Origin of the sequence: Natrialba taiwanensis DSM 12281 (assembly GCF_000337595.1) — an archaeon.
GTDB lineage: Archaea > Halobacteriota > Halobacteria > Halobacteriales > Natrialbaceae > Natrialba > Natrialba taiwanensis.
Genome location: NZ_AOIL01000051.1, coordinates 44543 through 65747, shown reverse-complemented (window position 1 = coordinate 65747; position 21205 = coordinate 44543). Strand labels below are relative to the sequence as shown.

The 21205-nt window shown below is 63.1% G+C and carries 19 protein-coding genes and 1 pseudogene; 12 read left to right on the top strand and 8 right to left on the bottom strand.

What is annotated here, in order from left to right; genetic code table 11:
• The first annotated feature begins 163 nt into the window (after positions 1-163).
• On the top strand, positions 164-2002 hold the full coding sequence (locus tag C484_RS15180; RefSeq protein WP_006826788.1) for a nitrite/sulfite reductase: 1839 nt from the start codon (positions 164-166) through the stop codon (positions 2000-2002).
• 89 nt (positions 2003-2091) lie between these two features.
• On the opposite strand, the gene C484_RS15175 is transcribed toward C484_RS15180, so the two are convergent.
• The 5 genes and pseudogenes from C484_RS15175 to C484_RS22435 all read right to left on the bottom strand — a co-directional run.
• Positions 2092-2472 (bottom strand): hypothetical protein, encoded by a 381-nt coding sequence (locus C484_RS15175; RefSeq protein ID WP_006826787.1) that lies wholly within the window; start codon positions 2470-2472, stop codon positions 2092-2094.
• Between the two features lie 191 nt (positions 2473-2663).
• Positions 2664-3020, bottom strand: coding sequence for a hypothetical protein (locus tag C484_RS15170; RefSeq protein ID WP_006826786.1), 357 nt, complete (start codon positions 3018-3020; stop codon positions 2664-2666).
• 261 nt (positions 3021-3281) lie between these two features.
• Positions 3282-4121, bottom strand: coding sequence for an ATP-dependent sacrificial sulfur transferase LarE (gene larE / locus C484_RS15165; protein ID WP_006826785.1), 840 nt, complete (start codon positions 4119-4121; stop codon positions 3282-3284).
• 221 nt (positions 4122-4342) lie between these two features.
• The gene (locus tag C484_RS15160) at positions 4343-5122 is read right to left on the bottom strand and encodes an alpha/beta hydrolase (RefSeq protein ID WP_006826784.1); all 780 of its coding nucleotides are present in this window, start codon (positions 5120-5122) and stop codon (positions 4343-4345) included.
• A gap of 162 nt (positions 5123-5284) precedes the next feature.
• Positions 5285-5634 (bottom strand): annotated as a pseudogene (locus tag C484_RS22435) (MFS transporter); the annotation flags it as partial.
• A gap of 292 nt (positions 5635-5926) precedes the next feature.
• Between C484_RS22435 and C484_RS15155 the strand changes: the two are divergent.
• The 5 genes from C484_RS15155 to C484_RS15130 all read left to right on the top strand — a co-directional run bounded on the left by C484_RS15155 (position 5927) and on the right by C484_RS15130 (position 10685).
• Positions 5927-6499, top strand: a complete 573-nt coding sequence (locus C484_RS15155) for a DUF6789 family protein (RefSeq protein WP_006826782.1) — start codon at positions 5927-5929, stop codon at positions 6497-6499.
• Positions 6500-6659: 160 nt separating this feature from the next.
• Positions 6660-8009, top strand: coding sequence for an MmgE/PrpD family protein (locus C484_RS15150; protein WP_006826781.1), 1350 nt, complete (start codon positions 6660-6662; stop codon positions 8007-8009).
• A gap of 392 nt (positions 8010-8401) precedes the next feature.
• Positions 8402-9238: a phosphosulfolactate synthase gene (locus C484_RS15140; RefSeq protein WP_049915532.1), complete on the top strand. Its 837-nt coding sequence runs from the start codon at positions 8402-8404 to the stop codon at positions 9236-9238.
• Positions 9239-9319: 81 nt separating this feature from the next.
• A complete protein-coding gene (locus C484_RS15135) occupies positions 9320-10264 on the top strand; it encodes a metallophosphoesterase family protein (RefSeq protein ID WP_006826778.1) in 945 nt (314 codons plus the stop codon).
• Positions 10265-10340: 76 nt separating this feature from the next.
• Positions 10341-10685: a hypothetical protein gene (locus tag C484_RS15130; RefSeq protein WP_006826777.1), complete on the top strand. Its 345-nt coding sequence runs from the start codon at positions 10341-10343 to the stop codon at positions 10683-10685.
• A gap of 76 nt (positions 10686-10761) precedes the next feature.
• Here C484_RS15130 and C484_RS15125 read toward each other — a convergent pair whose 3' ends face one another.
• The gene (locus C484_RS15125) at positions 10762-10998 is read right to left on the bottom strand and encodes a hypothetical protein (protein WP_006826776.1); all 237 of its coding nucleotides are present in this window, start codon (positions 10996-10998) and stop codon (positions 10762-10764) included.
• A gap of 83 nt (positions 10999-11081) precedes the next feature.
• Positions 11082-13385, bottom strand: coding sequence for a PAS domain-containing sensor histidine kinase (locus tag C484_RS15120; RefSeq protein ID WP_006826775.1), 2304 nt, complete (start codon positions 13383-13385; stop codon positions 11082-11084).
• A gap of 222 nt (positions 13386-13607) precedes the next feature.
• Between C484_RS15120 and C484_RS15115 the strand changes: the two genes are divergently transcribed.
• The 5 genes from C484_RS15115 to C484_RS15095 all read left to right on the top strand — a co-directional run bounded on the left by C484_RS15115 (position 13608) and on the right by C484_RS15095 (position 18572).
• On the top strand, positions 13608-15683 hold the full coding sequence (locus C484_RS15115) for a MutS-related protein (protein WP_006826774.1): 2076 nt from the start codon (positions 13608-13610) through the stop codon (positions 15681-15683).
• A 145-nt stretch (positions 15684-15828) separates the two neighbouring features.
• Positions 15829-16959, top strand: a complete 1131-nt coding sequence (locus C484_RS15110; RefSeq protein WP_006826773.1) for an ORC1-type DNA replication protein — start codon at positions 15829-15831, stop codon at positions 16957-16959.
• 114 nt (positions 16960-17073) lie between these two features.
• The gene (locus C484_RS15105) at positions 17074-17469 is read left to right on the top strand and encodes a DUF2267 domain-containing protein (protein ID WP_006826772.1); all 396 of its coding nucleotides are present in this window, start codon (positions 17074-17076) and stop codon (positions 17467-17469) included.
• A gap of 81 nt (positions 17470-17550) precedes the next feature.
• Positions 17551-17967: a DUF2267 domain-containing protein gene (locus C484_RS15100; RefSeq protein WP_006826771.1), complete on the top strand. Its 417-nt coding sequence runs from the start codon at positions 17551-17553 to the stop codon at positions 17965-17967.
• A 191-nt stretch (positions 17968-18158) separates the two neighbouring features.
• Positions 18159-18572 carry a GNAT family N-acetyltransferase gene (locus C484_RS15095; protein ID WP_049915508.1) on the top strand — a complete coding sequence of 138 codons (414 nt, stop codon included), beginning with the start codon at positions 18159-18161 and terminating at the stop codon, positions 18570-18572.
• Between the two features lie 63 nt (positions 18573-18635).
• Here the strand turns inward: C484_RS15095 and C484_RS15090 are convergent, their stop codons facing one another.
• The gene (locus tag C484_RS15090) at positions 18636-18902 is read right to left on the bottom strand and encodes a DUF7553 family protein (protein ID WP_049915530.1); all 267 of its coding nucleotides are present in this window, start codon (positions 18900-18902) and stop codon (positions 18636-18638) included.
• Positions 18903-19119: 217 nt separating this feature from the next.
• Between C484_RS15090 and uvrB the strand changes: the two genes are divergently transcribed.
• Positions 19120-21177, top strand: a complete 2058-nt coding sequence (gene uvrB / locus C484_RS15085; RefSeq protein ID WP_006826768.1) for an excinuclease ABC subunit UvrB — start codon at positions 19120-19122, stop codon at positions 21175-21177.
• Positions 21178-21205 lie beyond the last annotated feature (28 nt).

The window sequence follows — 21205 nt, the reverse complement described above, 5'->3', positions numbered from 1 at the left end:
ACATCTGAGCTATTCGATTAAACAGAGCGAAAAACAGATGTATGTCAACGATTAGCATTATATTCCTCACTATCGTGTCGTTCTACCGTGACTCAAAATATGTTTGGTGACAAATCCCGTGTCGTCGGGACCGATCGTTCAATTCCTCCGGCGGTGATTTGCGATGGCGCATAAGAAAGAGGGAATCAAGGAGGGATGCTACGGCGACGAGGTTCGCGAGCACATCCTCGAGTTCGCCGCAAACGGCGGCTTCGAGGCGATTCCCGAGGACGAACGCGAGGAGTGGTTCACCCGCTTCAAGTTCTGGGGGCTGTTCCACCAGCGCGACGGCCAGGAATCGTACTTCATGATGCGCCTGACCAACGCGAGCGGCGTCCTCGAACCGGGCCAGTTGCGCGCGATCGCCGAGGTCGCCCGCGACTACGCGACGGGCCCGGTCGAGAATCCCGAGTTCGGCAACGGCTGGCTCGACTTGACGACGCGCCAGTCCGTCCAGTTGCACTGGATCGATCTGGAAGACGTCCCCGAAATCTGGGAGACGCTCGAGTCGGTGGGCGTCCACACGCGCTCTTCGGGCGGGGACACGATGCGCAACATCTCCGGCTGTCCGCTCCACGGCAAGGCCGAGGAGTTCGTCGAGTCGGGGCCCCTCCTCGAGCGCTTCGAGGAGGAACTGCGCGGCGACGACGAACTCGCGAACATGCCCCGAAAGTTCAACATTAGCGTGTCGGGGTGTACGGTCGGCTGCGCGCAGGATTCGATCAACGATATCGGGTTCGAGCCGGCGACCAAAGAACTCGCCGGCGAGGTAGTTCGCGGGTTCAACGTCCGCATCGGCGGCGGTCTCGGCGGTCGTCAGCCCCGCGCGGCGACCCCGCTCGACGTGTTCGTCCGACCCGAAAACGCCTACGCGGTCGGCCGCGGCTTCGTCGAACTCTACCACGAGTACGGCGGTCGCCAGAACCGCTCGAAGAACCGCGCACGGTTCTTCGCCGAGGACTGGGGGATGGAGAAGATCCGCGAGACGCTCCAGGACGAGTACGTCGACTTCGAGATGCACACCGCGGGCGAGGACTTCCGGACGGAGTACACCTACAACGCCGGTCGCCCCGTCGAAGACGGCCAGCACGACCACGTCGGCGTCGGCGACCAGCAGGACGGCCGCAACTACGTCGGCTTGAGCGTCCCCGTCGGTCGCCTGCCGGCCGACGACGCCATCGAACTGGCCGACCTCGCCGCCGAGTACGGTTCCGGAGAGGTACGGCTCACCCGCCGGCAGAATCCTGTCATCGTCGACGTGGCCGACGACGAACTCGAGGGGTTGCTCGCCGAACCGCTGCTCGAGGAGTACCCCGCCGAGCCGAGTCCGTTCGAACGCGGCGCGATGGCCTGTACCGGCACCGAGTTCTGTTCGATCGCGCTGACCGAGACGAAGGGGCGGATGGCGCGGATGCTGCGCTGGTTCAACAAGAACATCGACCTGCCCGACGATGTCGGCAAAATCAAGATGCACTACTCCGGCTGTACCGCCGACTGCGGACAGGCGATGACCGCCGACATCGGACTCCAGGGGATGCGCGCCCGGAAGAACGGCGAGATGGTCGAGGCCTTCGATATCGGCGTCGGCGGCGGTGTCGGCGAAGATCCGTCCTTCATCGACTGGGTGCGTCAACGCGTGCCGGCCGACGAGGCTCCCGGCGCGATCCGAAACCTGCTCGAGGCCTACGCTGCCCATCGCGAGTGCGAGGCTCCGGCGGCGTCTCGAGCGGACGGTGACAGCGAGGCGCGAAGCACCTCTGGCTCACAGACAGAAGCCGTCCGGGGACAGACGTTCCGCCAGTGGGTCGACGCGACGGCCGAGGAACAACTCGTCGAGTTCTGCGAGCCGGAGGAGACCGACTTCGAGGCCCCCTATATGACCGACGGAAAACAGTCGTGGTACCCGTTCGCAGAGGCGGAGTCACCCGCGGCGAGTGAAACCCCAGTATCGTCGGACGATTAACGTCGTCGGGATACCGTCGAGGGTTCGAGCGTGCGATCGCGTCGAGAGTTCGAAGTTAGAAGATCGAAACGAGCAACGAGTAACAAGCGTTAGTCAGCGGATTGCTGGTGGCCCGACTGCGCGTTGCTCCGTCCGCCTTCGAGTCCGGGAACGGCAGTGCCCACGAGTTCACGAAGGCGTCGGTTCATCGTCCGAGCAAACCGCAGGATGTTCAGGACGCCTTTCTGCTCGCCAGGCGAGCGATAGCACGCGATCAGCGACCACATGGTGGCGACGCCGAACGAGCCGACGGCCGAGAACGTCATCCCCATCGTTCCGTACGTGAGCGCGTAGATCGCGCCGATCGTCATCGACGGAATGCTCGATCCGAGCGGCACGCGTGCGGAGGTGTCTTTGATTGTCGGTGCGAGGAAGACGATCGAGAGAACGCTCCCTGCGAGAAAGACTAGATCTTGCCACATCATTTCCATCATCGTAATCGCTTACTCGATTATGAGTAAAAAGTCTCTCGGTGTTGAGAACAGTCCGCATACCGGACAATTGCGTATTCGTGGTTGTCTTCGAATTCGTCCTCGCGCCGCTGATCGCTCCTCACGTAACCCGGACAGGTTTCGCTATCCCGGTCGTAGAAGTAGCCCCGTCGTTTACGATGAGGACGGTGTCACCGGTGCGATCGCGTCCGCTCGGCCGCGTACTCCCGCGCCGTTTCGAGCGACCCCGCCCCGTCGTAACTGGTCGAAAACAGCACCATGAAATCCCGCGCGAGTTCGGCGCAGCGTTCGAACGTCAGAACGGTCCTGATCCGGTGTGTCTCGCTGAACTCGAGTTCGGGATAGCTCGTGGCCGTCAGTGCGTATCCCGGACGGTCGTCACCGTCGAGGGAGGCGGGGGCGACCTTTACCCGCAAGTCGTCCGATTCGTGGCGGTAGAGGCGGTATTCTAATTCTCGGTCGGTGTCGGCGGGTGTGTACGTCCGGGAAACGTGGACGGTCCAGTCGGGCGGTACGTCGGCAGCCATCAGTCAGTAGTATACGGGGAGATGCTACGTTCGTATCGTATTGTGCAATATTGTCTGTCCCTCTCGCAGTCCCTGTACTATTGGTGTATTACAAGGATAGAATCTGATTATATTGTGGTCGATCGGGCGCTTCTTCTCGCTCGATTCGCCCGTTCGGGAATCTCGTTCGATACGGACTGCTGGCAGTCAGTGCCGGCGCACCCGCGACTGTCTGGGGTTGGCCGGGAAATCGGTACGGGAACCCGTCAGAAACGGGGGCGGTTAGTCGTCGGATTCGGTCGTGGCAGCGGCGTCCGTCGCCGGACTCACGCTCCCGGTTCGGTAGCCGTGGAGGTCGAGCGTGACGTGTTCGAAACCCAGGTCCGAAAGCGCGTCGCGTACCGTTTCGACGAACCCCCGATCAAGCGCACGATCGAGTTCGTCCGGGGCGACCTCGATGCGGGCGAGGCCGTCGTGATCGCGCACGCGGAACTGATCGAAGCCCCACTGTCGAAGCAGGGCTTCGGCTTGTTCGACGCGCGTGAGTCGGTCGTCGGTGACTTCGAGCCCGGTCGGGATGCGTGAGGAGAGACACGCCATCGAGGGCTTGTCAGCGACCGAGAGGCCGTAGTGTTCGGCGATCATTCGGACCTCGTCCTTCGCGATGTCGTGGGCGAGCAGCGGCGAGTGCACGTCGAGTTCGTCGACGGCCTGCAGGCCAGGGCGGTGGCCGGCACCGGGATCGTCGGCGTTGGTGCCGTCGCAGACGGTTTCGACGCCCAGTTCGCGCGCGGCGTCTTCCATTTCGCCGAGGCGCATCGTCCGACAGTGATAGCACCGATCGTCGTCGTTCGCGACGAACTCGTCGCTTTCGAGTTCGGAGAAGGAGACGATCTCGTGGCGGATGCCGATCTCGTCGGCGACCCGTTTTGCGTCCTCGAGTTCGGCGGCGGGGAGGGTTTCGCTCTTTGCGGTGCAGGCGACGGCGTCGTCGCCGAGGGCGTCGTGAGCGAGTGCGGCGACGACGCTCGAGTCGACCCCGCCCGAGAAGGCGACGAGGATGCCGTCGTGGGTCGCCAGTTCGTCGCGGGCGGCCGCCAGTTTGGCCTCGACGGTTGTCATGGGGCCTGGTTCGGACCGGATATGCAAAAGCGCGTTGTCGTCGGCGTGACGATATGGTATTTCAGTGCCTCGGTCGCTCGGCGGCCCATTGACGGCTTCGGACGGCGTCAGTTCTCGCCAGACGTAGTTTGTACTCCGAGAAGTGGATAGGAATGTCGTTTCTTTACCAGAACTATGGTTGAGACCGATCGATCAGTTCGAGAATTCCTTCTGCGAACGTATCAGGACTGTATTCGTTCTATGAAGGTTACAGTCTGGTTGACAGTTCGCTCGAACCACGGTTCCTCGGTGAAAAAGAAGTGGTCGCCCGGTGGTGTGTGCAATTCGACATCCACACCAGCAATGTTGAGTACGTCACGGTATGCCCGCGTTTCACGCAGCGTGAGCCACTCGTCATCCGTCGCGTGATACAACAGCGCCGGCGGATGATCGGATGTGACTCGTTCTCGCGGTGACGCTTCCCGGTATCGTTCAGGAATCTCTGTCGGTGCTCCCCCGAGGAAGTCTGCCGTTTCACCGTCTTCCTTTGCGCCGAGACAGTCGTAGGGCCCATCGAAACCGACGAGTCCGTCAACTGTCGTCGCAGTGTCCTCGTATTCGTCATCGGGTGTCAGGCCAGTGTTCGCAGTTGCCGCTGTTAAGGCAGCAAGATGCGCACCTGCTGAGTGCCCGCAGAGAACGATTTGCCGTGGTGCGGTTTCGAACGGTTCCTCAGCCCGAACCCATCGAACTGCACTTTTGACATCTTTTACTGCGGCCGGATACGTTGCCTCACCGGAAAGGCGATACTCGATCGTCAATGCCGGGACACCCCGCTTGGCGAGGGCACGGCACCGATCATCGAAGAACGACCGATCACCACGGTTCCAGACGCCACCATGGATGCAGATAACGATTGTGCGTTCCCGGTCGTCGGTAGGCGGGAGAAATACATCTGTGAGAAGGTCGCGTTCAGCGGTTTGTTTAAACCGAATATCCTGCTTCACAGTGATCGTATCCATGCGTATTTAGTAAGGACACAATCATAAAAGAATCCACATGATGGCAACTCAGATAACGTAGGAAAGAAATACTGATGACCGTCTGTAGTGTAGGCTTGCACTTCCAATGTGCGTGAATTTTATCGACTACTCTGCATACTGCACTCGTATTCTCAACTGTCGTTAGTCGTCCAGTGACTCGCTGGCCCTGCTCTGCTCTCTCGTCGCCGGAAGCAACGCGCCCGTCTCGCGGTAGATACCGGCGAGCAGGATTCCGCCCGCGACCAGCGGCATGATCGCACACGCGGCGTACACCGGCGGAAAGCCGAGCGTATCGACGAGTGGAACCGAGAGCAGCGGCCCGAGCCCGCCGCCGACATCGCCGAGAACATTCGTCGTTCCGGACCCGGCCCATGCTCGTCCGGCGTGAGATCGGCGAGCAGCGCCATGAGTGGGCCGCTGGTCCCGCCTTGTCCAGCGCCGATGAAGAGACAGGCGACGGTCAGCGTCACCGCTGAACTCGCGCCCGCCAAATTCGGCAGGATCGGAAAGATGACGCCACCGCCGAAGCCGACGAAGAAGGTGCTGGCGACGGCGGATCCGATGATCAGGTACTGCCGTCTCGAACTGTATTGTACTGTCCGTCTGTACCCGGTGTCTCGTCCACGCTTCTACTCCCGTCTGACTAGTCGGTCAATTCGACGTAACCGTCTATCGATACCGGCAGTTGCGTTGATCTATTGTGCAGACACACGTTCCGCCCAGTTGCAGTCAGGATCACGCCGGAGCGTTAAGGAACTCCCAGTGGTAGCGTCCCAAACCCCCATGTCAGTATTCGATCGGTTACAGCAGTTCGGGTCGGATTCGTCGGCACCGAAGCGTTCCGGAGCGGTAACCGACAAGTCGCGTCTCGCACACGCCGGCGGTGCCGCAGTTCGCGGGCTTCAAGCCGGTTTCGTCGCGACGCTCATCATGACGGCGTTTCGGCTGCCGATCCTGCGCTCGCTGCCACCGTCCGCCAACTTCTGGGCGCAGTACGTCTCCGGCGGCGACCCCGACGACCATCCGATCGCCGGCATCGCCTTGCATCTCCTCTACGGCGTCCAGGCCGGTGCCGTGTTCGGTGCCCTCTTCGCCCTCCAGGACGCCGAAGAGTCGATCGAACCGGAGCAACGCGGCCTCGTCTGGGGAACCGTCTTCGGGATGGCCCTCTCCGCGTTCGGCTCCCAGATCATGCTGAAGGAACTGCTCGACATCCGACTCGACACCGACGAACTCGCGCTGTTTCACGCCGGCCACTTCGTCTACGGCCTCGCCCTGGGGGCCTGGGTCGGCTCGCGCACGGAAGGCGTTCAGGACCCGGATCGAGAGTACGGATACAACGACGACGATCCCTGACCGAATACTCGGTTACCCGGTTAGATGCCCCTTTGAACTATCGAACGCGCGTCTCCCGTCCTGGACGACCGGCCACTCGCGATCGGCGACGGCATCGACGCTGATCGCTATCCGTGCCGACCACGCCAAGACGTTTGGCGGTCGTCGTGGTACCGGCCGTATGACAACCGCACTCGAACTCGCCGAGTTCGTTCAGGAAACTGACTACGACAACCTCTCCCCGGACGTTCGCGACGCGCTCAAACGACGGCTTTTCGACGCGGTTGGGATCGCTATCCCCGCCGAAGTCGCCGGGCCGCCACAGGCCGTCTTCCGGACGGTCACGGCGCTCGAGAACGACGGTCCCTGTACGCTCTGGGGCCGCGACCAACGCGTCTCCCCAGTCGGCGCGGCGATGCACAACACGGCGCTCGTTCGCTACCTCGACTACATGGACTCCTTTCTCGCGCCCGGCGAGACGCCACACCCGAGCGACAACGTCGCAGCCGTCGTCGCCGCCGCCGAGTTCGCCGACCGCTCCGGCACCGACCTGCTCGCCGGTCTCGCGGTCGCCTACGAGATCCAGGCTGAACTCGCCTGGAACGCACCCGTCCGCGAGCGGGGATTCGATCACGTCACTCACACCGTCGTCTCGGCCGCCGCCGGCGCGTCGAAGGTACTCGAACTCGATCTTGAGGAGATCCGAAGTGCGATCGCCATCGCCGCGACGGGTCACAACGCCCTTCGCGTGACCCGCACCGGCGAGATCAACGAGTGGAAGGGGCTCGCATCGGCCAACGCCGCTCGCAACGCGGTCTACGCGGCGATGCTCGCGAAACACGGGGTTGCCGGCCCGCGGAACGTCTTCGAGGGGCAGAAGGGCTGGCAGGACGTGATCTCGGGGCCGTTCGAAGTCGAACTGACGCCGGGCGAGCGAGTTCACGACGTGATGACGAAACGGTACGTCGCCGAGACCTACGCCCAGTCCGCGGTCGAAGGCGTCGTCGAACTCGCCGAGCGCGAGGAGCTCGATCCGGCGAAGGTCGCCGGAATCAAACTCGAGACCTTCGGCGGCGCAAAGCTCATCATCGGCGGCGGCGAGGGCAACCGCTACGAGGTCGCCAACCGAGCGCAGGCGGACCACTCGCTGCCGTACATGCTCGCCGTCGCGCTGCTCGATCGCGACCTCTCGCTGGCGCAGTACGACCCCGATCGAATCCGTCGGAACGACGTTCAGCAGTTGCTCCGGATCGTCGACGTTTCCGAGGATCCCGACCTCACGGAACGCTTCGAAAACGGGGAGATGCCCGCCGTCATCGACGTCACGATGGACGACGGGACCACCTACCGGGTCGAGAAGGACGCCTTCCGGGGCCATCCGACCGATCCGATCGGATGGGACGGTCTCACGGAAAAATTCGAGACGGTCACCGACGAGTTTATCGACGCCGAGCGTCGCGATGACATTCAGGCGCTGATCCGATCGATCGAAGACCACAGAGTGACCGACCTGACGGCACTCCTCGCCTGACCGCGTTCGAACTCGTGCGAAAACGGCGATTCGTAGAGCTGCGTCCCGGTCAGTTGTATCGCCCTGCCAGCCAGAGCAGAGCCAGGGCCGTGCCAAACCAGATCGCCGTGATAGCGAGTCCAAATCGCGGACTTGTAAGCGAAAGCCCGTCCAGGTATCCCGTAATCCGATTTACCGCCCATAAAACAATAAACAGGAAGACGGCGAACGCTATGATGCGGGCCTCATAGTAAAACCAGGTCTTTAGGCCTTCTAGCGACGGCATAGTCTCGAATTTCGTTTGGAACGGGATAATCTTTCAGGCGCGCTTCTCACCGGAGATCTATCACCGGCGGAGGAGTTCAATGGAGTGGCGTGACAGCGTTTTGGTCATGCTCGTGGTCGGGCCCTCCATGGTCGACACAGACCGCGCGTTCGACTTCCTGCACGTCAACGAGCGCGAAGACAAACCCCGTGAGAACGGCATCACCGAAATCCGCGGCCCCTACTACGACCCGATGGGCCCGCGCGAACTGCGCGACATCCTGGAGACGATGGGCGCGTACGTCGACATCTACAAGTTCTCCGGCGGCTCGTTCGCGCTGATGCCCGAAGACGCCGTCCGAGAGCTGATCGAGGTCTGCCACGACCACGACGTACTGGTCTCGACCGGCGGCTTCATCGAGAACGTCCTGATCCGCGACCACGACCGGGTCGAACGGTACATCGAGGAAGCCGCCGACCTCGGCTTCGACATCGTCGAAATCTCGAGCGGCTTCCTCGCCATCGATGTCGACGACACGGTCGCGCTCACCGAACTCGTCCAGGACCACGGCCTGCAGGCGAAACCCGAGATCAACGTCCAGTTCGGTGCCGGCGGCGCATCGAGCGTCGAAGAACTCGAAAGCGAGTCCGCGATCGATCCGACGAGCGCGATCGAGGAAGGCAAACGACACCTGGAGGCCGGCGCGTACAAAGTCATGGTCGAATCGGAGGGAATCACCGAACGAGTTCGCGATTGGCGGACGGATGTCGCCTTCGAGATCGCGACCGAACTCGGGATCGAGCACTGTGTCTTCGAGGCCGCCGATCCCGCGGTGTTCGAGTGGTACATCAAGCAGTTCGGGCCGCGGGTGAACCTCTTCGTCGATAACTCCCAGATCGTCGAACTCGAGTGCATGCGCTCGGGGCTCTGGGGGAAGAAATCGACGTGGGGGCGGATCGCGAGCTACGACGGCGACGGTGGCTAACCGCGGCGGAGACCGTTCCGGTTTCGACGGCGAATGACGGTCCGGGGATTACACGGCTCGTTGCCGTTGGGGACCATACCGATGCCAGCTCGTCCGCATTCCGGACAGGTTCTCGCACGCCTCGAGCGACCGACGGCGACCGACCCGACCCGCCTCGGCGTCCTCTCGGACGTTCATCTCGCGACGGACGCAACGGGCACCTGGAAGGTCTTTCACCGCACGGAGCGCCACCTTCGGGCCGCCGTTGACGCCGTCAACGACCGCGACTATGACGGCGTCGTCATCGCCGGCGACCTGACGCGAAACGGCAACCCTGACGAGTTCAGCTTGTTCGATGAACTCGCCGGGTTCGATCCGCCGGCGGTCGCCGTTCCCGGTAATCACGATTTTCCGACGGCGTTCGACGAACATGACTCGTTGCCGATCGGGGCGTTCGAGGATCGATACACCCCCGGCGGGCTGCCGTTTCACGTTCGGTTCGGCGGCCTCGACGTGTTCGGGTTGAACAGCCACGCGGCGACGCCGGACGCGCCCGCGGAGACGTGGGATGGCCGTATCGACGCGGCGCAGTTGATGTGGCTCGACGAGGCACTGTCTGAATCCGCGTCCGCTGCCGATACGTCGATCGTCGTCGTCCACCACAACCTGCCCGCGACGGGGATGCTCTACGAGCGCTACAGCGCCGAACTTCCCGTCGAGGGAAGCGTCCCCGGCTTCTCCAATCCGGAGCCGCTGGTCGACCTGCTCGTGAGCCACGACGTCTCGCTGGTCATCACCGGGCACCTCCACTTTCCCGCGCTCGAACGCGCCGACGGTATCACGGAACTCACCGTCCCCGCCGTCTCCTCGTTTCCACACGCGCTCGTTGAACTCGCTGCCGACGAGCGCGGGACGGTTGTGAGACTGATTCCGCTCACCGATAGCGACGGCATGGTCGAATCGATCGCCCACGGCCTCGAGAAGGACCGCGTCCTCCTGTCGGCGGCGCAGTTGGCGACGCTTCCGCTCGTCGACGATTTCGCTTGAGCCGTCGCCGGCCGCACTCGGCGTCGTTGCCACTGCTGGGGCAACATCGACGGACGCCGCGCGCGTCGATTCGAATATGACCGAGTACGAACTGCACGACCCCGAGTTCAGCGCCACGACGACCGATGAGTGGTCCGAGCCTCAACTTGAGGACTTCGAGACCGACGATCTGGGCGATGTCGCCGATCACTTTTTGCTCTCGGCAACTGGGTTTCCGCCGGAGAATTTCACCGATTTGAAGCTCCCCGTCGTCGATCCGAGCGGGCAGTTGAACCGGAACGCTCTCCAGACGGCGAAAAGTGGGGGTCACGGCGTCGGTGCGGTTTCGGACCTCGACGACGACGTGCGGGCAGAAACCGAATCGCTACTCGACGACCTGGCGAACGACCACTTCGACGATGCCGATTTTGGCGAGGAGTAGTGCTGTCAAATGCCGGTTTTGGCGAGGAACAGTGCTGTCAATTCGCGTCAGTGTGTTTCGAGCGCTCGGTAAACATTCAGGATGCACGTGATTTCGATCCCGAATCAGACGAGCTCCCGCGACGGATCACGCTTGCGAGCCCCTGTGCGACCAGGCCGATAACTGCCCACTGCCAGGCGAGGACGGCGACGCCGAGCAACAGGAGTGCACGGACGTTGTTACCGCGATTGAGCGCTCGCTTCATCTCGAGCAACACCGAGGCAACGGTGAGCGACCGAGTCACTTTCGAACCGAGAAGACGCTTGAATACCATACTCGTGGTTGGAATGCTGATCGGATAACGAGTCGCCCGGATCGCGCAAGCCCTCTCGGCGGGAATGCCACGTATCGACGCGATCACGAGCCTTCTACCGCCGGAAGCGTGAACGAAAACGTCGATCCCGCTCCCGGCTTCGAGTCGACCCATATCTCGCCGCCGTGGCGCTCGATGATCCGCTGGCACAGCGCGAGTCCGATCCCCGTCCCGGGGTGGTCTTCGCGGGTGTGCAACCGCTCGAACACTTCGAACACCCGGTCCTGCTCGTCCGCTTCAATACCGATCCCCTCGTCGCGAACCGAAATCACCCACTCCTGGCGTTGGTCAGACGTGCGCCGGTCGGCGTCGATGTGCACTCGTGGTCGGTCGTCTCCGCTGTACTCGATGGCGTTGCCCAACAGGTTCTGGAAGACCTGCCGCAACTGGTCGGCATCTCCCTCGACCCGCGGCAGATCGACGGCCGTAATCTCGGCGTTCGTTTCCTCGATCTGGACCCGTAGATCCTGGCGGGCGTCCGCGAGAATGTCGTCGAGTGCGACCGGCTCGAGCGGTTCGCCGCGTGTCTCGACCCGAGAGTACGTGAGCAGCGCCTCGATCATCTTTCGCATTCGGTCCGCGCCGTCGATGGCGAACTCGAGGAACTCTTCGCCGTCCTCGTCGAACGCGTCGCTGTAGCGGTGTTCGATGAGTTGCAGGTAGCTCGAGACCATCCGGAGTGGCTCCTGTAGGTCGTGTGAGGCAGCATAGGCGAACTGTTCCAGCCGTTTGTTCGATTCTTCGAGTTGTGCGATCGTCTCTTCGAGTTTCCGCTGGTTCTCCTTCCGTTCAGTGATATCGTGAGCCATCGTCACGCCGGCGAAGACGGTTCCGTCGCTGTCGGTGACCGGGACCGCATATATGATCCACTCTCGCCCGTCGTGCCAGAGTTCGACCGAGCGCCTCTCGCCGTTTAACGCGGCGCGGAGGATCGGTTCGAGGTCGTCGCGCGTTTCCGCCGACCAGGCGTCGTAAAAGTTAGTGCCCTCGACGTCACTCGGCTCTTCGTCGACCTTCTCGAAGCCCTGTCCTGCCGCGAGCGTGTAGTCGAGGGTGTGATCGAACAGGGTGACGATCCCGTTCGGGAAGTACTCCGCGATCGTCCGGTAGCGCTGTTCTGATTCTTCTAACGCCTGTTCGCGGCGTTTGCGTTCGGTTACGTCGCGGAAGTACACCGAGATCCCCGTCTCGGACGGATAGAGGTTCGCCTCGACCCAGAAACCGAGATGATCGTAGTAGAGTTCGTAGCTGGTCGCGACCTGTTCTTCCCGAGCCGTGTGAAATGCTTCCCAGACCTCGTCGATTTCGGCGGCCGAGGGGAATATATCCCAGAGCTTCTCGCCGAGGATGTCTTCTTCCGGATAGCCCAGCAACTCCTCGGCGCGCTCGTTGACGAGCGTGAATCTGAACTCCTTGTCGACCGCGTACAGCGCGTCGGAAATACGATCGAAGATCCGCTGGAGCTCGCCTTTGAGTTCCATCTCCCGTTTCCGCCGATCGGTCATGTCGCGGGTGACTTTCAGATAGCCCTGGTGGGTACCGTCCTCGTCCCAGACGGGCGTAATCGTGACGTTCGCCCAGAATTGCGTGCCGTCCTTTCTAATTCGCCAACCTTCGTCCTCGACGGAACCGTTCTCGATCGCGGCCTCAAGGTTTCGCTCGGGGACGTTTGCCGCCCGATCCTCCGCAGTGTAGAACGTCGAGAAGTGTTGTCCGATGATTTCGGCGCGGTCGTACCCTTTGATCTGTTCTGCACCTCGGTTCCAAGTGGTGACGTATCCGTCCTCGTCCAGTCGGAAGATCGCGTAGTCTTCGACCGCATTGACGAGCGACTGGAACGCTTCCTGACTCTCTCCGATCCCCCGTTCGGATCGCTCTTGGTCGGCGGTGTCATCACTCACCGCTGCCGATTCGGACGAGTTCACCCGTTGTGTCGTCTCCGAACGCTTTCGAACGACGCCGATGATTCCGCGAAACGAACCGTCCTCGTCGATCCCCGTCAGCCGGAATTCACAGGGGATTCCGGTTCCAGTAGCCGTCTGAACGTCCAGTTCCAACGGGGTAACCGCAGCAGTATCGGCCGCCGCCTGGCCGGCGATTTTCCGTTCGATCGTTTCGGTGTCGGTCTCGTCGAGAATTACAGAGACGTGTTCGCCGCGGAGTTCGGCATCGGTATATCCAGTGAGTTCGACAATACTGTCGTTGACCGCAACGAACTGTCCTGCTGTATCGAGTTGACAAATACCGTCGTCGATCGCAGTTACGAGCGCCCGATATCGCGTGAGTGCACCGTCAGCATCGAGATTCCCCCAAAGCGATTGCTCCGACCTGTCCTGTCGGCTACCCATATCTTTCTGATGGAGTTTGAACGGGATAAATCTCCTGCCGGCCCGTGCTACTAATCCTCACTGGGGCGATAGAAACAGCATCCGATTCGTGGTATGTTTTCAATCCCGTCATCTTTCTCGCTTGGCGTCTCGCCGCGATCCGTGGCCACTGGTAGCACGGCAGCCCAACGGCCGGGGCGGGAGCTTTTTCTCGCTCCGGTTTGATACGACCGTCGAGAAGCAATGGATCTCGAGTCGATCCCGGGTGTCGGCGAGAAGACCGCTCGGGCGCTGTCGGAACTCGACGACCCCGAGCAGGCGCTCCGCGCGGGCGACGTCGCGGCGCTCGCTACCGCACCCGGGATCAGTCAGGGACGGGCCGCCCGCATCGCTCGCGGTGCGATTCGCCACGACCACGACGATCCCGGCGGCTTCCTCGCAACCGACCGTGCGCGAGAGATCTACCGTGAGGTCCTCTCACTGCTCACGGAACGGACCGTCACCGACTACGCCGCCCAGCGCGTCGAGACGTTCTACCCGAGTTCACAACGCTCGCGCATCGAGCAGGTCCAGACGTTCGCCCGCGAGGCGATCGCTCGCGAGCCCTCCCCTGCGGTACTCGATGCCCTGACGGGCGTCGAACCGCTTGCAACCCCGGGCGACGTTCGCGTTCGCGAGCGCTGTCTGGCGACGACCGACGCCGAGCGCTATGCCGCGGCCCGCGACGCGATCCCCGAACTCTCCGTCGAGATCGTCGAGGACGCCCAGGGCCTGGCCGAACTCGCGCGCGGCTACTCGACCGTTATCGCACTCGACGAATCCTTCGCCGGCGTCACCGTCGAAGGCGATGTCCAGGTTCGACCCGACGCCCTGGAACACCCGGCCGAAATCGTCCCTGAGCGGCCGCTCTCGTTCTTCGCCCGCAACCGCGACCGAATCACTGCTGCAATCGCCGTCCACCGGGCCGCCGATCTCGACCCGCCGTCCGACTGCGATATCGACGCCCTCGAAGACGGCCTCTCCCGGCTCGAGGCGGACGGCACCGTCGCCGGCGACGACGAACTCGACCGACTGACGGTCGCCGTCGACGACCTGGATGCGGCCGTCGGCACGGCTGAAACCGTCGCGAACGACCACCTCCGCGAGGCGATCCGCGAGGAGGACGTGACGATCGAGGGTTCGGATCTCCTCTCGCTCGTCGAACGCGGTGCCGGCGTCGACTCGCTGCTCTCCCGGGAACTGGCCGACGAGTTCGCCGCGGCCGTCGCGACCGCCCGCGAGCACCTGATCGACGCGCTCGACCTCGATTCGGGCGAGGCCGAGGTCGCGAGACGGATCTTCGGCGACGAACCGACGTTTCCGGTCGAGCGCGACGAGGACGCGACCGCCCGGTTACGCGAGGATCTCACCGCGGCCAAGGAGCGCCGCGCGGGCAAACTCAAGCGCGACCTCGCGGCCGATCTCGCCGACCAGCGCGCCGGTGCGCGCGACCTCGTCCGGAACGCGCTCGAACTCGATGTCGAACTCGCGGTCGCCCGGTTCGCCGACGAGTTCGGCTGTACGATGCCCGAGTTCGTCCCGGCGGCCGACGAGAGAGCGGGGGGATTCGGCGTCGAGGCCGGCCGCTCCCCGCTGCTCGACGAGCCGCTCGCGGACATCGATCCAGTCGACTACGACGTGTCGGGCGTTACGCTCCTCTCCGGCGTCAACAGCGGCGGGAAGACCTCGCTGCTCGATCTGGTTGCAAGCGTCGTCGTCCTCGCACACATGGGACTTCCCGTCCCCGCCGAGCACGCTCGCCTGCGGCGATTCGACGACCTCCACTACCACGCCAAAACGCAGGGCACGCTGGACGCGGGCGCGTTCGAGTCCACCGTCCGCGAGTTCGCCGACCTCGCCCAGGGCGGCGAGGGCTCGCTCGTGCTCGTGGATGAACTCGAGAGCATCACCGAACCCGGCGCGTCGGCGAAGATCATCGCCGGCATCCTCGAAGCGCTGGCGGCAAACGGCGCGACGGCCGTCTTCGTCTCCCACCTGGCGGACGAAATCCGCGAGATGGCCGGCTTCGACGTGACCGTCGACGGCATCGAGGCCGTCGGCCTGGTCGACGGTGAACTCGAGGTGAACCGCTCGCCGGTGAAGGACCATCTCGCACGGTCGACGCCGGAGTTGATCGTCGAGAAGTTGGCGACGGAGGCGGGTGCGGCCGGCGCGGACGCGGCAAGCGGAACGGCAGCCGAGTCCGCCCGCACAAACGGCGGCACCGAAACGGTCTCCGAGCCGCAGTTTTACACCAGGTTACTCGAGAAGTTCGAGTGAACCGTGGGCGGGCGCACCGATGGTCGCCGGTCGCCCGTTCCGGGATCACCGATCGGCGGTCGGTCGGAAGAAACTGCCACGTCGAGCGGGTCAGAATACGATAGACAGCAAACAACTAAGTAACTTGGACAGCGTGGTGAAAGTGATGCCAGACGACCCCGAAGAGGGGATGCTGTCGTGGGACGAGTCCGTGTTCAGAGACGAGCACGTCTTCGAAATCGACTACGTCCCCGAGACGTTCAAACACCGAGCAGGCCAGATGCGAAACCTGACGTACGCGCTCCGCCCCGCCGTACGTGGTTCGCGTCCCCTCAACGTCATGGTCCGCGGGCCGCCCGGAACCGGCAAGACGACGGCCATCCAGAAGCTCTTCGACGAGGTCGGTGCCCAGACCAGCGACGTGCGAACGATCCGCGTCAACTGCCAGGTCAACGCCACCCGCTACTCGGTGTTCTCGCGCCTGTTCGAGGGCACCTTCGACTACGAACCTCCCTCCTCGGGAATCTCGTTCAAGAAACTCTTCGGCCAAATCGCCGAGAAACTCGTCGAGGACGACCGCGTCCTCGTTGTCGCCCTCGACGACGTCAACTACCTCTTCTACGAAAACGAGGCGTCGGACACCCTCTACTCGCTCCTTCGCGCCCACGAGGAGTACCCCGGCGCGAAGATCGGCGTCATCGTCGTCTCCTCCGACCCCGCGCTCGATGTCATCGACGAACTCGACTCGCGCGTCCAGAGCGTCTTCCGCCCCGAAGACGTCTACTTCCCCGTCTACGACAGCCCCGAGATCGTCGACATCCTCGATGAACGCGTCACGCGGGGCTTCCACGACGGCGTCATCGCCCGCGACACGCTCGAACACGTCGCCGATCTCACCGCCGACAGCGGCGACCTCCGCGTCGGTATCGACCTCCTGCGTCGGGCCGGACTCAACGCCGAAATGCGCGCCAGCCGCACCGTCGAACGCCAGGACGTCGACGAAGCCTACGAACAGTCGAAGTACGTCAACCTCTCGCGCTCGCTGTCCGGACTCACCGACACCGAACGGACGCTCCTCGAAGTCATCGCCAACCACGACGGCGAGCAGGCCGGCGAGGTCTACGACGCCTTCCGCGAGCAAACTGAACTCGGCTACACCCGCTACTCCGAAATCGTCAACAAACTCGACCAGCTCGGCCTGATCGACGCCGAATACACGGAGGTCGACGGACGCGGTCGGTCACGGTCGCTGTCGCTGTCCTACGAAAAAGAGGCTGTATTAGATCGACTCGAGTGACCCTCGCGCAGTAGTGCCGACGAGACACGGTAGTCGATCGCAGGGACCCCCTCGCGGACGCCGGCCGGCAATCGCCGGCCCAACCGCCACGGCCAGTTCCGTCCAACGACCGATATGGAACGCCACGACTTCTACCAGGCCGTCCAACGACAGGCGGACCTCCCGCAAGAGGATGATGCACGCGTTGCAACACAGGCCGTCCTCTCCGCGCTCGGGGAACGACTGGACGAGACCCGCTCGCAGCATCTCGACGGACAGCTCCCCCACGAGATCGGTGACCACCTCACCGACGGTCCCTCGGGACGAAACCGCTCCTACGACGAGTTCATCGACAGCGTCGACGAACAGAGCAATCACGCTGACGCCGACGATCCCGAGCGGCTCGCGAGAGTCGTCGTCGCGACGTTGCTTGAGCACGTCGACGACGAGCAACAAGCGGAGCTTCGGGAGCGCCTCGCTGAACTCGGGTACGAGGCGGTTGTGCCGGAATCCGGTCCTGGGGCCGTGTGAGTGGCGTCTGGCGGCAGATAATCGCTGGACCCGGCAGTTGCCGCCCGAACCGTGAGGAGTCGAGTCGCCGTTGGCAGGGATATGGAGCGAGCAGCGCTACTCGAGATGGTGAGCGATCGGCTCGACATGGACGAGGAGACAGCGAGTAACGCCACGCGGGCGGTGGTAAAGACGCTCGGCGAGCGATTGGGCGCGGGCGAGAGCGAGGAGCTGGCCGCACAGCTTCCGGGCGACCTCGGACGGCACCTCACCGAGGGCGAATCGGGCCAACGGTTCTCGGAGGAAGCGTTCGTCTCGCGGGTCGATCAGCGCATGGATACCGTCGACGTTCCGGGGCAGGATGCGACGACGAGCGTTCTGGGGACGGTTCTCGAGGCGGTCGACGAGCGGGATCGGGCGGCGGTCGTCGATCGGTTCCGTCACTACGGGTTCGAAGAGTTGCTCGCGGAGACGGATGCGGCGGTTGACGTGGGCGAGCGGACGCCGGACGAGTATTGAGCGTGTTATCGTTCAGCTGTTGACTCCGGAATTCGTCGTCTCCCATCGCTCGTGATTCGCGCGTCTTCAGGCGCGAGCGGATGATCGATAGCCGGTCGAAACTGACACAGCGGTTCCTCGATCGTAGTTTCTCCTGTCGATTGGTAACTCACCTCAATTATATTTTTCATCAGTCACTCGTCACGGACAGCATGGAAATACGGGAGCTAACCGTCGAGGCGGAGCGTCGCGAAGCGGTTCCGATCCTCCGTCAATTGTGGCGTGATACCGACCCGGCGGACGTGCTGGAGTGGACGGCGGATGATGACTACCGCTTGTTTGGCGGGTTCGTAGCTGGCGACGTAGTCGGCGTTGCGGGCGTTCTCGTTACGCACGTCCTCCATCACGCTCGCCACGCGTGGCTCTACGATCTCGTTGTCGACGAATCCCGGCGGGAGAACGGATACGGAACCGAACTGATCGCGTTCATCGAAGAGTGGGCGACGGAGAACGGGTGTGAGTACGTCGCACTAGCGTCACCATCGGCGAAAGAGGCCGTTCACGAGTACTACGAAAACCGCAACTACAAGAAATGGGGTTACATCGTCGAGAAAGAACTCTACTGACACGCGCTACGCCCGCCGTTTCACCCCCGTCGGATAGCGCCGCGGTCTCAAGCCGTCGTCGACTCAGGCCTGGTCGATGGTCTCTCGATACGCTTCGACCGTCTCGATAGCCGAATCGACCTTCGCTTCGGTGTTGCCGTCGGCTCGCTCGCGGACCTGACGGAGCGTATTGAGTCGCTCGTCGAGGAGGGCGTGATCGGGCTCGGTGTCGCCCATCACGTAGTCGGCGAACGCGTCGGTGGTTTCGCGGATGTCGTCCCGGATGTCGTCGTCGGCGGACTTCGCCGCCTCTTCGAGGTCGTCGCGGGCCGCCTGGAGTTGCTCTGTCATGGTTCGATCCACGACGAGTCGGCTCATAACGGTTTGGCGAGCAGTCGCCACGTACGACTTGGTTCGTTAGTAGTGTGGTGAGCCAGTGGCTGAGAGGTGCGAATTCAATGGTGGTGTCGGTAGCGTGCGGTCGCCGATCACGATCGTTCGACCGACCGTGACATGCGCCTCGATCCGCATGCGAGCGCGTAAAGTGGTTCGAGTCCGTGTAACGGATATGAGTGATTCTCGAGGGCCACTCCAGCCGGACCGTCCCGATGTCGACCGGCCGTTCGCGGTTGACGCCCCATTCGAACCCGCGGGCGACCAGCCCGAGGCGATCGAGCAGCTCGCCGACGGGTTCCGGTCGGACATGGAGAAACAGACGCTCCTCGGAGTCACGGGATCGGGGAAGACCAACACCGTCTCGTGGACCGTCGAGGAGATCCAGAAACCGACGCTGGTGATCGCCCACAACAAGACGCTCGCGGCGCAGTTGTACGAAGAGTTCCGCAGCCTCTTCCCCGAAAACGCCGTCGAGTACTTCGTCTCCTACTACGACTATTACCAGCCGGAAGCCTACGTCGAACAAACGGATACCTACATCGACAAGGACGCCTCGATCAACGACGAGATCGACCGCTTGCGCCACTCTGCGACGCGCTCGCTGTTGACCCGGGAGGACGTAATCGTCGTCGCCTCGGTTTCCGCCATCTACGGCCTCGGTGACCCGCGCAACTACGTCGATATGTCGCTGCGCCTCGAGGTCGGCGAGGAGATCGGCCGCGACGAGTTGCTCGCCCAGCTCGTCGACCTGAATTACGAGCGAAACGACGTCGACTTCACGCAGGGGACGTTCCGCGTTCGCGGCGACACGATCGAGATCTATCCGATGTACGGCCGCTACGCTGTCCGCGTCGAACTCTGGGGCGACGAGATCGACCGCATGGTAAAGGTCGACCCGCTCGAGGGGGAGATGCAGGGCGAGCAGCAGGCCGTCCTCGTCCACCCGGCGGAGCACTACTCGATTCCCGAGCCGAAACTCGAGCGCGCGATGGACGAGATCCGCGACGATCTCGACTCCCGTATTTCGTACTTCGAGCGCCAGGGCGACATGCTCGCCGCCCAGCGCATCGAGGAGCGGACGACGTTCGACCTCGAGATGATGCAGGAGACGGGCTACTGTTCGGGCATCGAGAACTACTCGGTCTACCTTTCGGATCGCGAATCCGGCGACGCGCCCTACACGCTGCTCGACTACTTCCCCGACGACTTCCTGACCGTCATCGACGAGTCCCACCAGACGATCCCGCAAATCCGCGGGCAGTACGCCGGCGACAAGTCCCGCAAGGACTCGCTCGTCGAGAACGGTTTTCGCCTCCCCACCGCGTACGACAACCGCCCGCTCACCTTCGAGGAGTTCGAGGAGAAAACGGACCAGACGCTGTACGTTTCGGCGACGCCGAGCGACTACGAGCGCGACCACTCCGAGCGGATCGCCGAGCAGATCGTTCGGCCGACCCACCTCGTCGACCCCGAGGTCTCTGTCTCGCCCGCGAGCGGTCAGGTCGACGACCTCATGGACCGCATCGACGAACGGATCGAGCGCGACGAACGCACGCTCGTGACGACGCTCACGAAGCGGATGGCCGAGGACCTGACCGAGTATCTGGAGGAAGCCGGCGTCGACGTCGCGTACATGCACGACGAGACGGACACCCTGGAGCGACACGAGATCATCCGCTCGCTCCGACTGGGCGAGATCGACGTCCTCGTCGGCATCAACCTCCTGCGGGAAGGGTTAGACATCCCCGAAGTGAGCCTCGTCGCAATTCTCGACGCCGACCAGGAGGGGTTCCTGCGCAGCGAGACCACGCTCGTCCAGACGATGGGCCGGGCCGCCCGCAACGTCAACGGCGAGGTCGTCCTCTACGCCGACGACCCCTCGAACGCGATGGAATCCGCGATCGAGGAAACCAAACGCCGCCGCCGCATCCAGCGGGCGTACAACGAGGACCACGGCTTCGAACCGACCACCATCGACAAGGCCGTCAGCGAAACGAACCTCCCCGGAAGCAAAACCGATACCACCGAAATCTCCGGCCGCGAACTCGACGACGACGACGAGGCCGCCCGCTACATCGACGAACTCGAGACGCAGATGCAGGAAGCCGCGACCAACCTCGAGTTCGAGTTGGCAGCCGACATTCGAGATCGCATTCGCGAGGTCCGCGAGGAATTTGAACTCGAGGGCGACGAGGACGAGGGGATCGCGCCGCCGACCGAGGAGTTCTGAATCGGCCGTCGGCGGTCTGGGTCAGGAT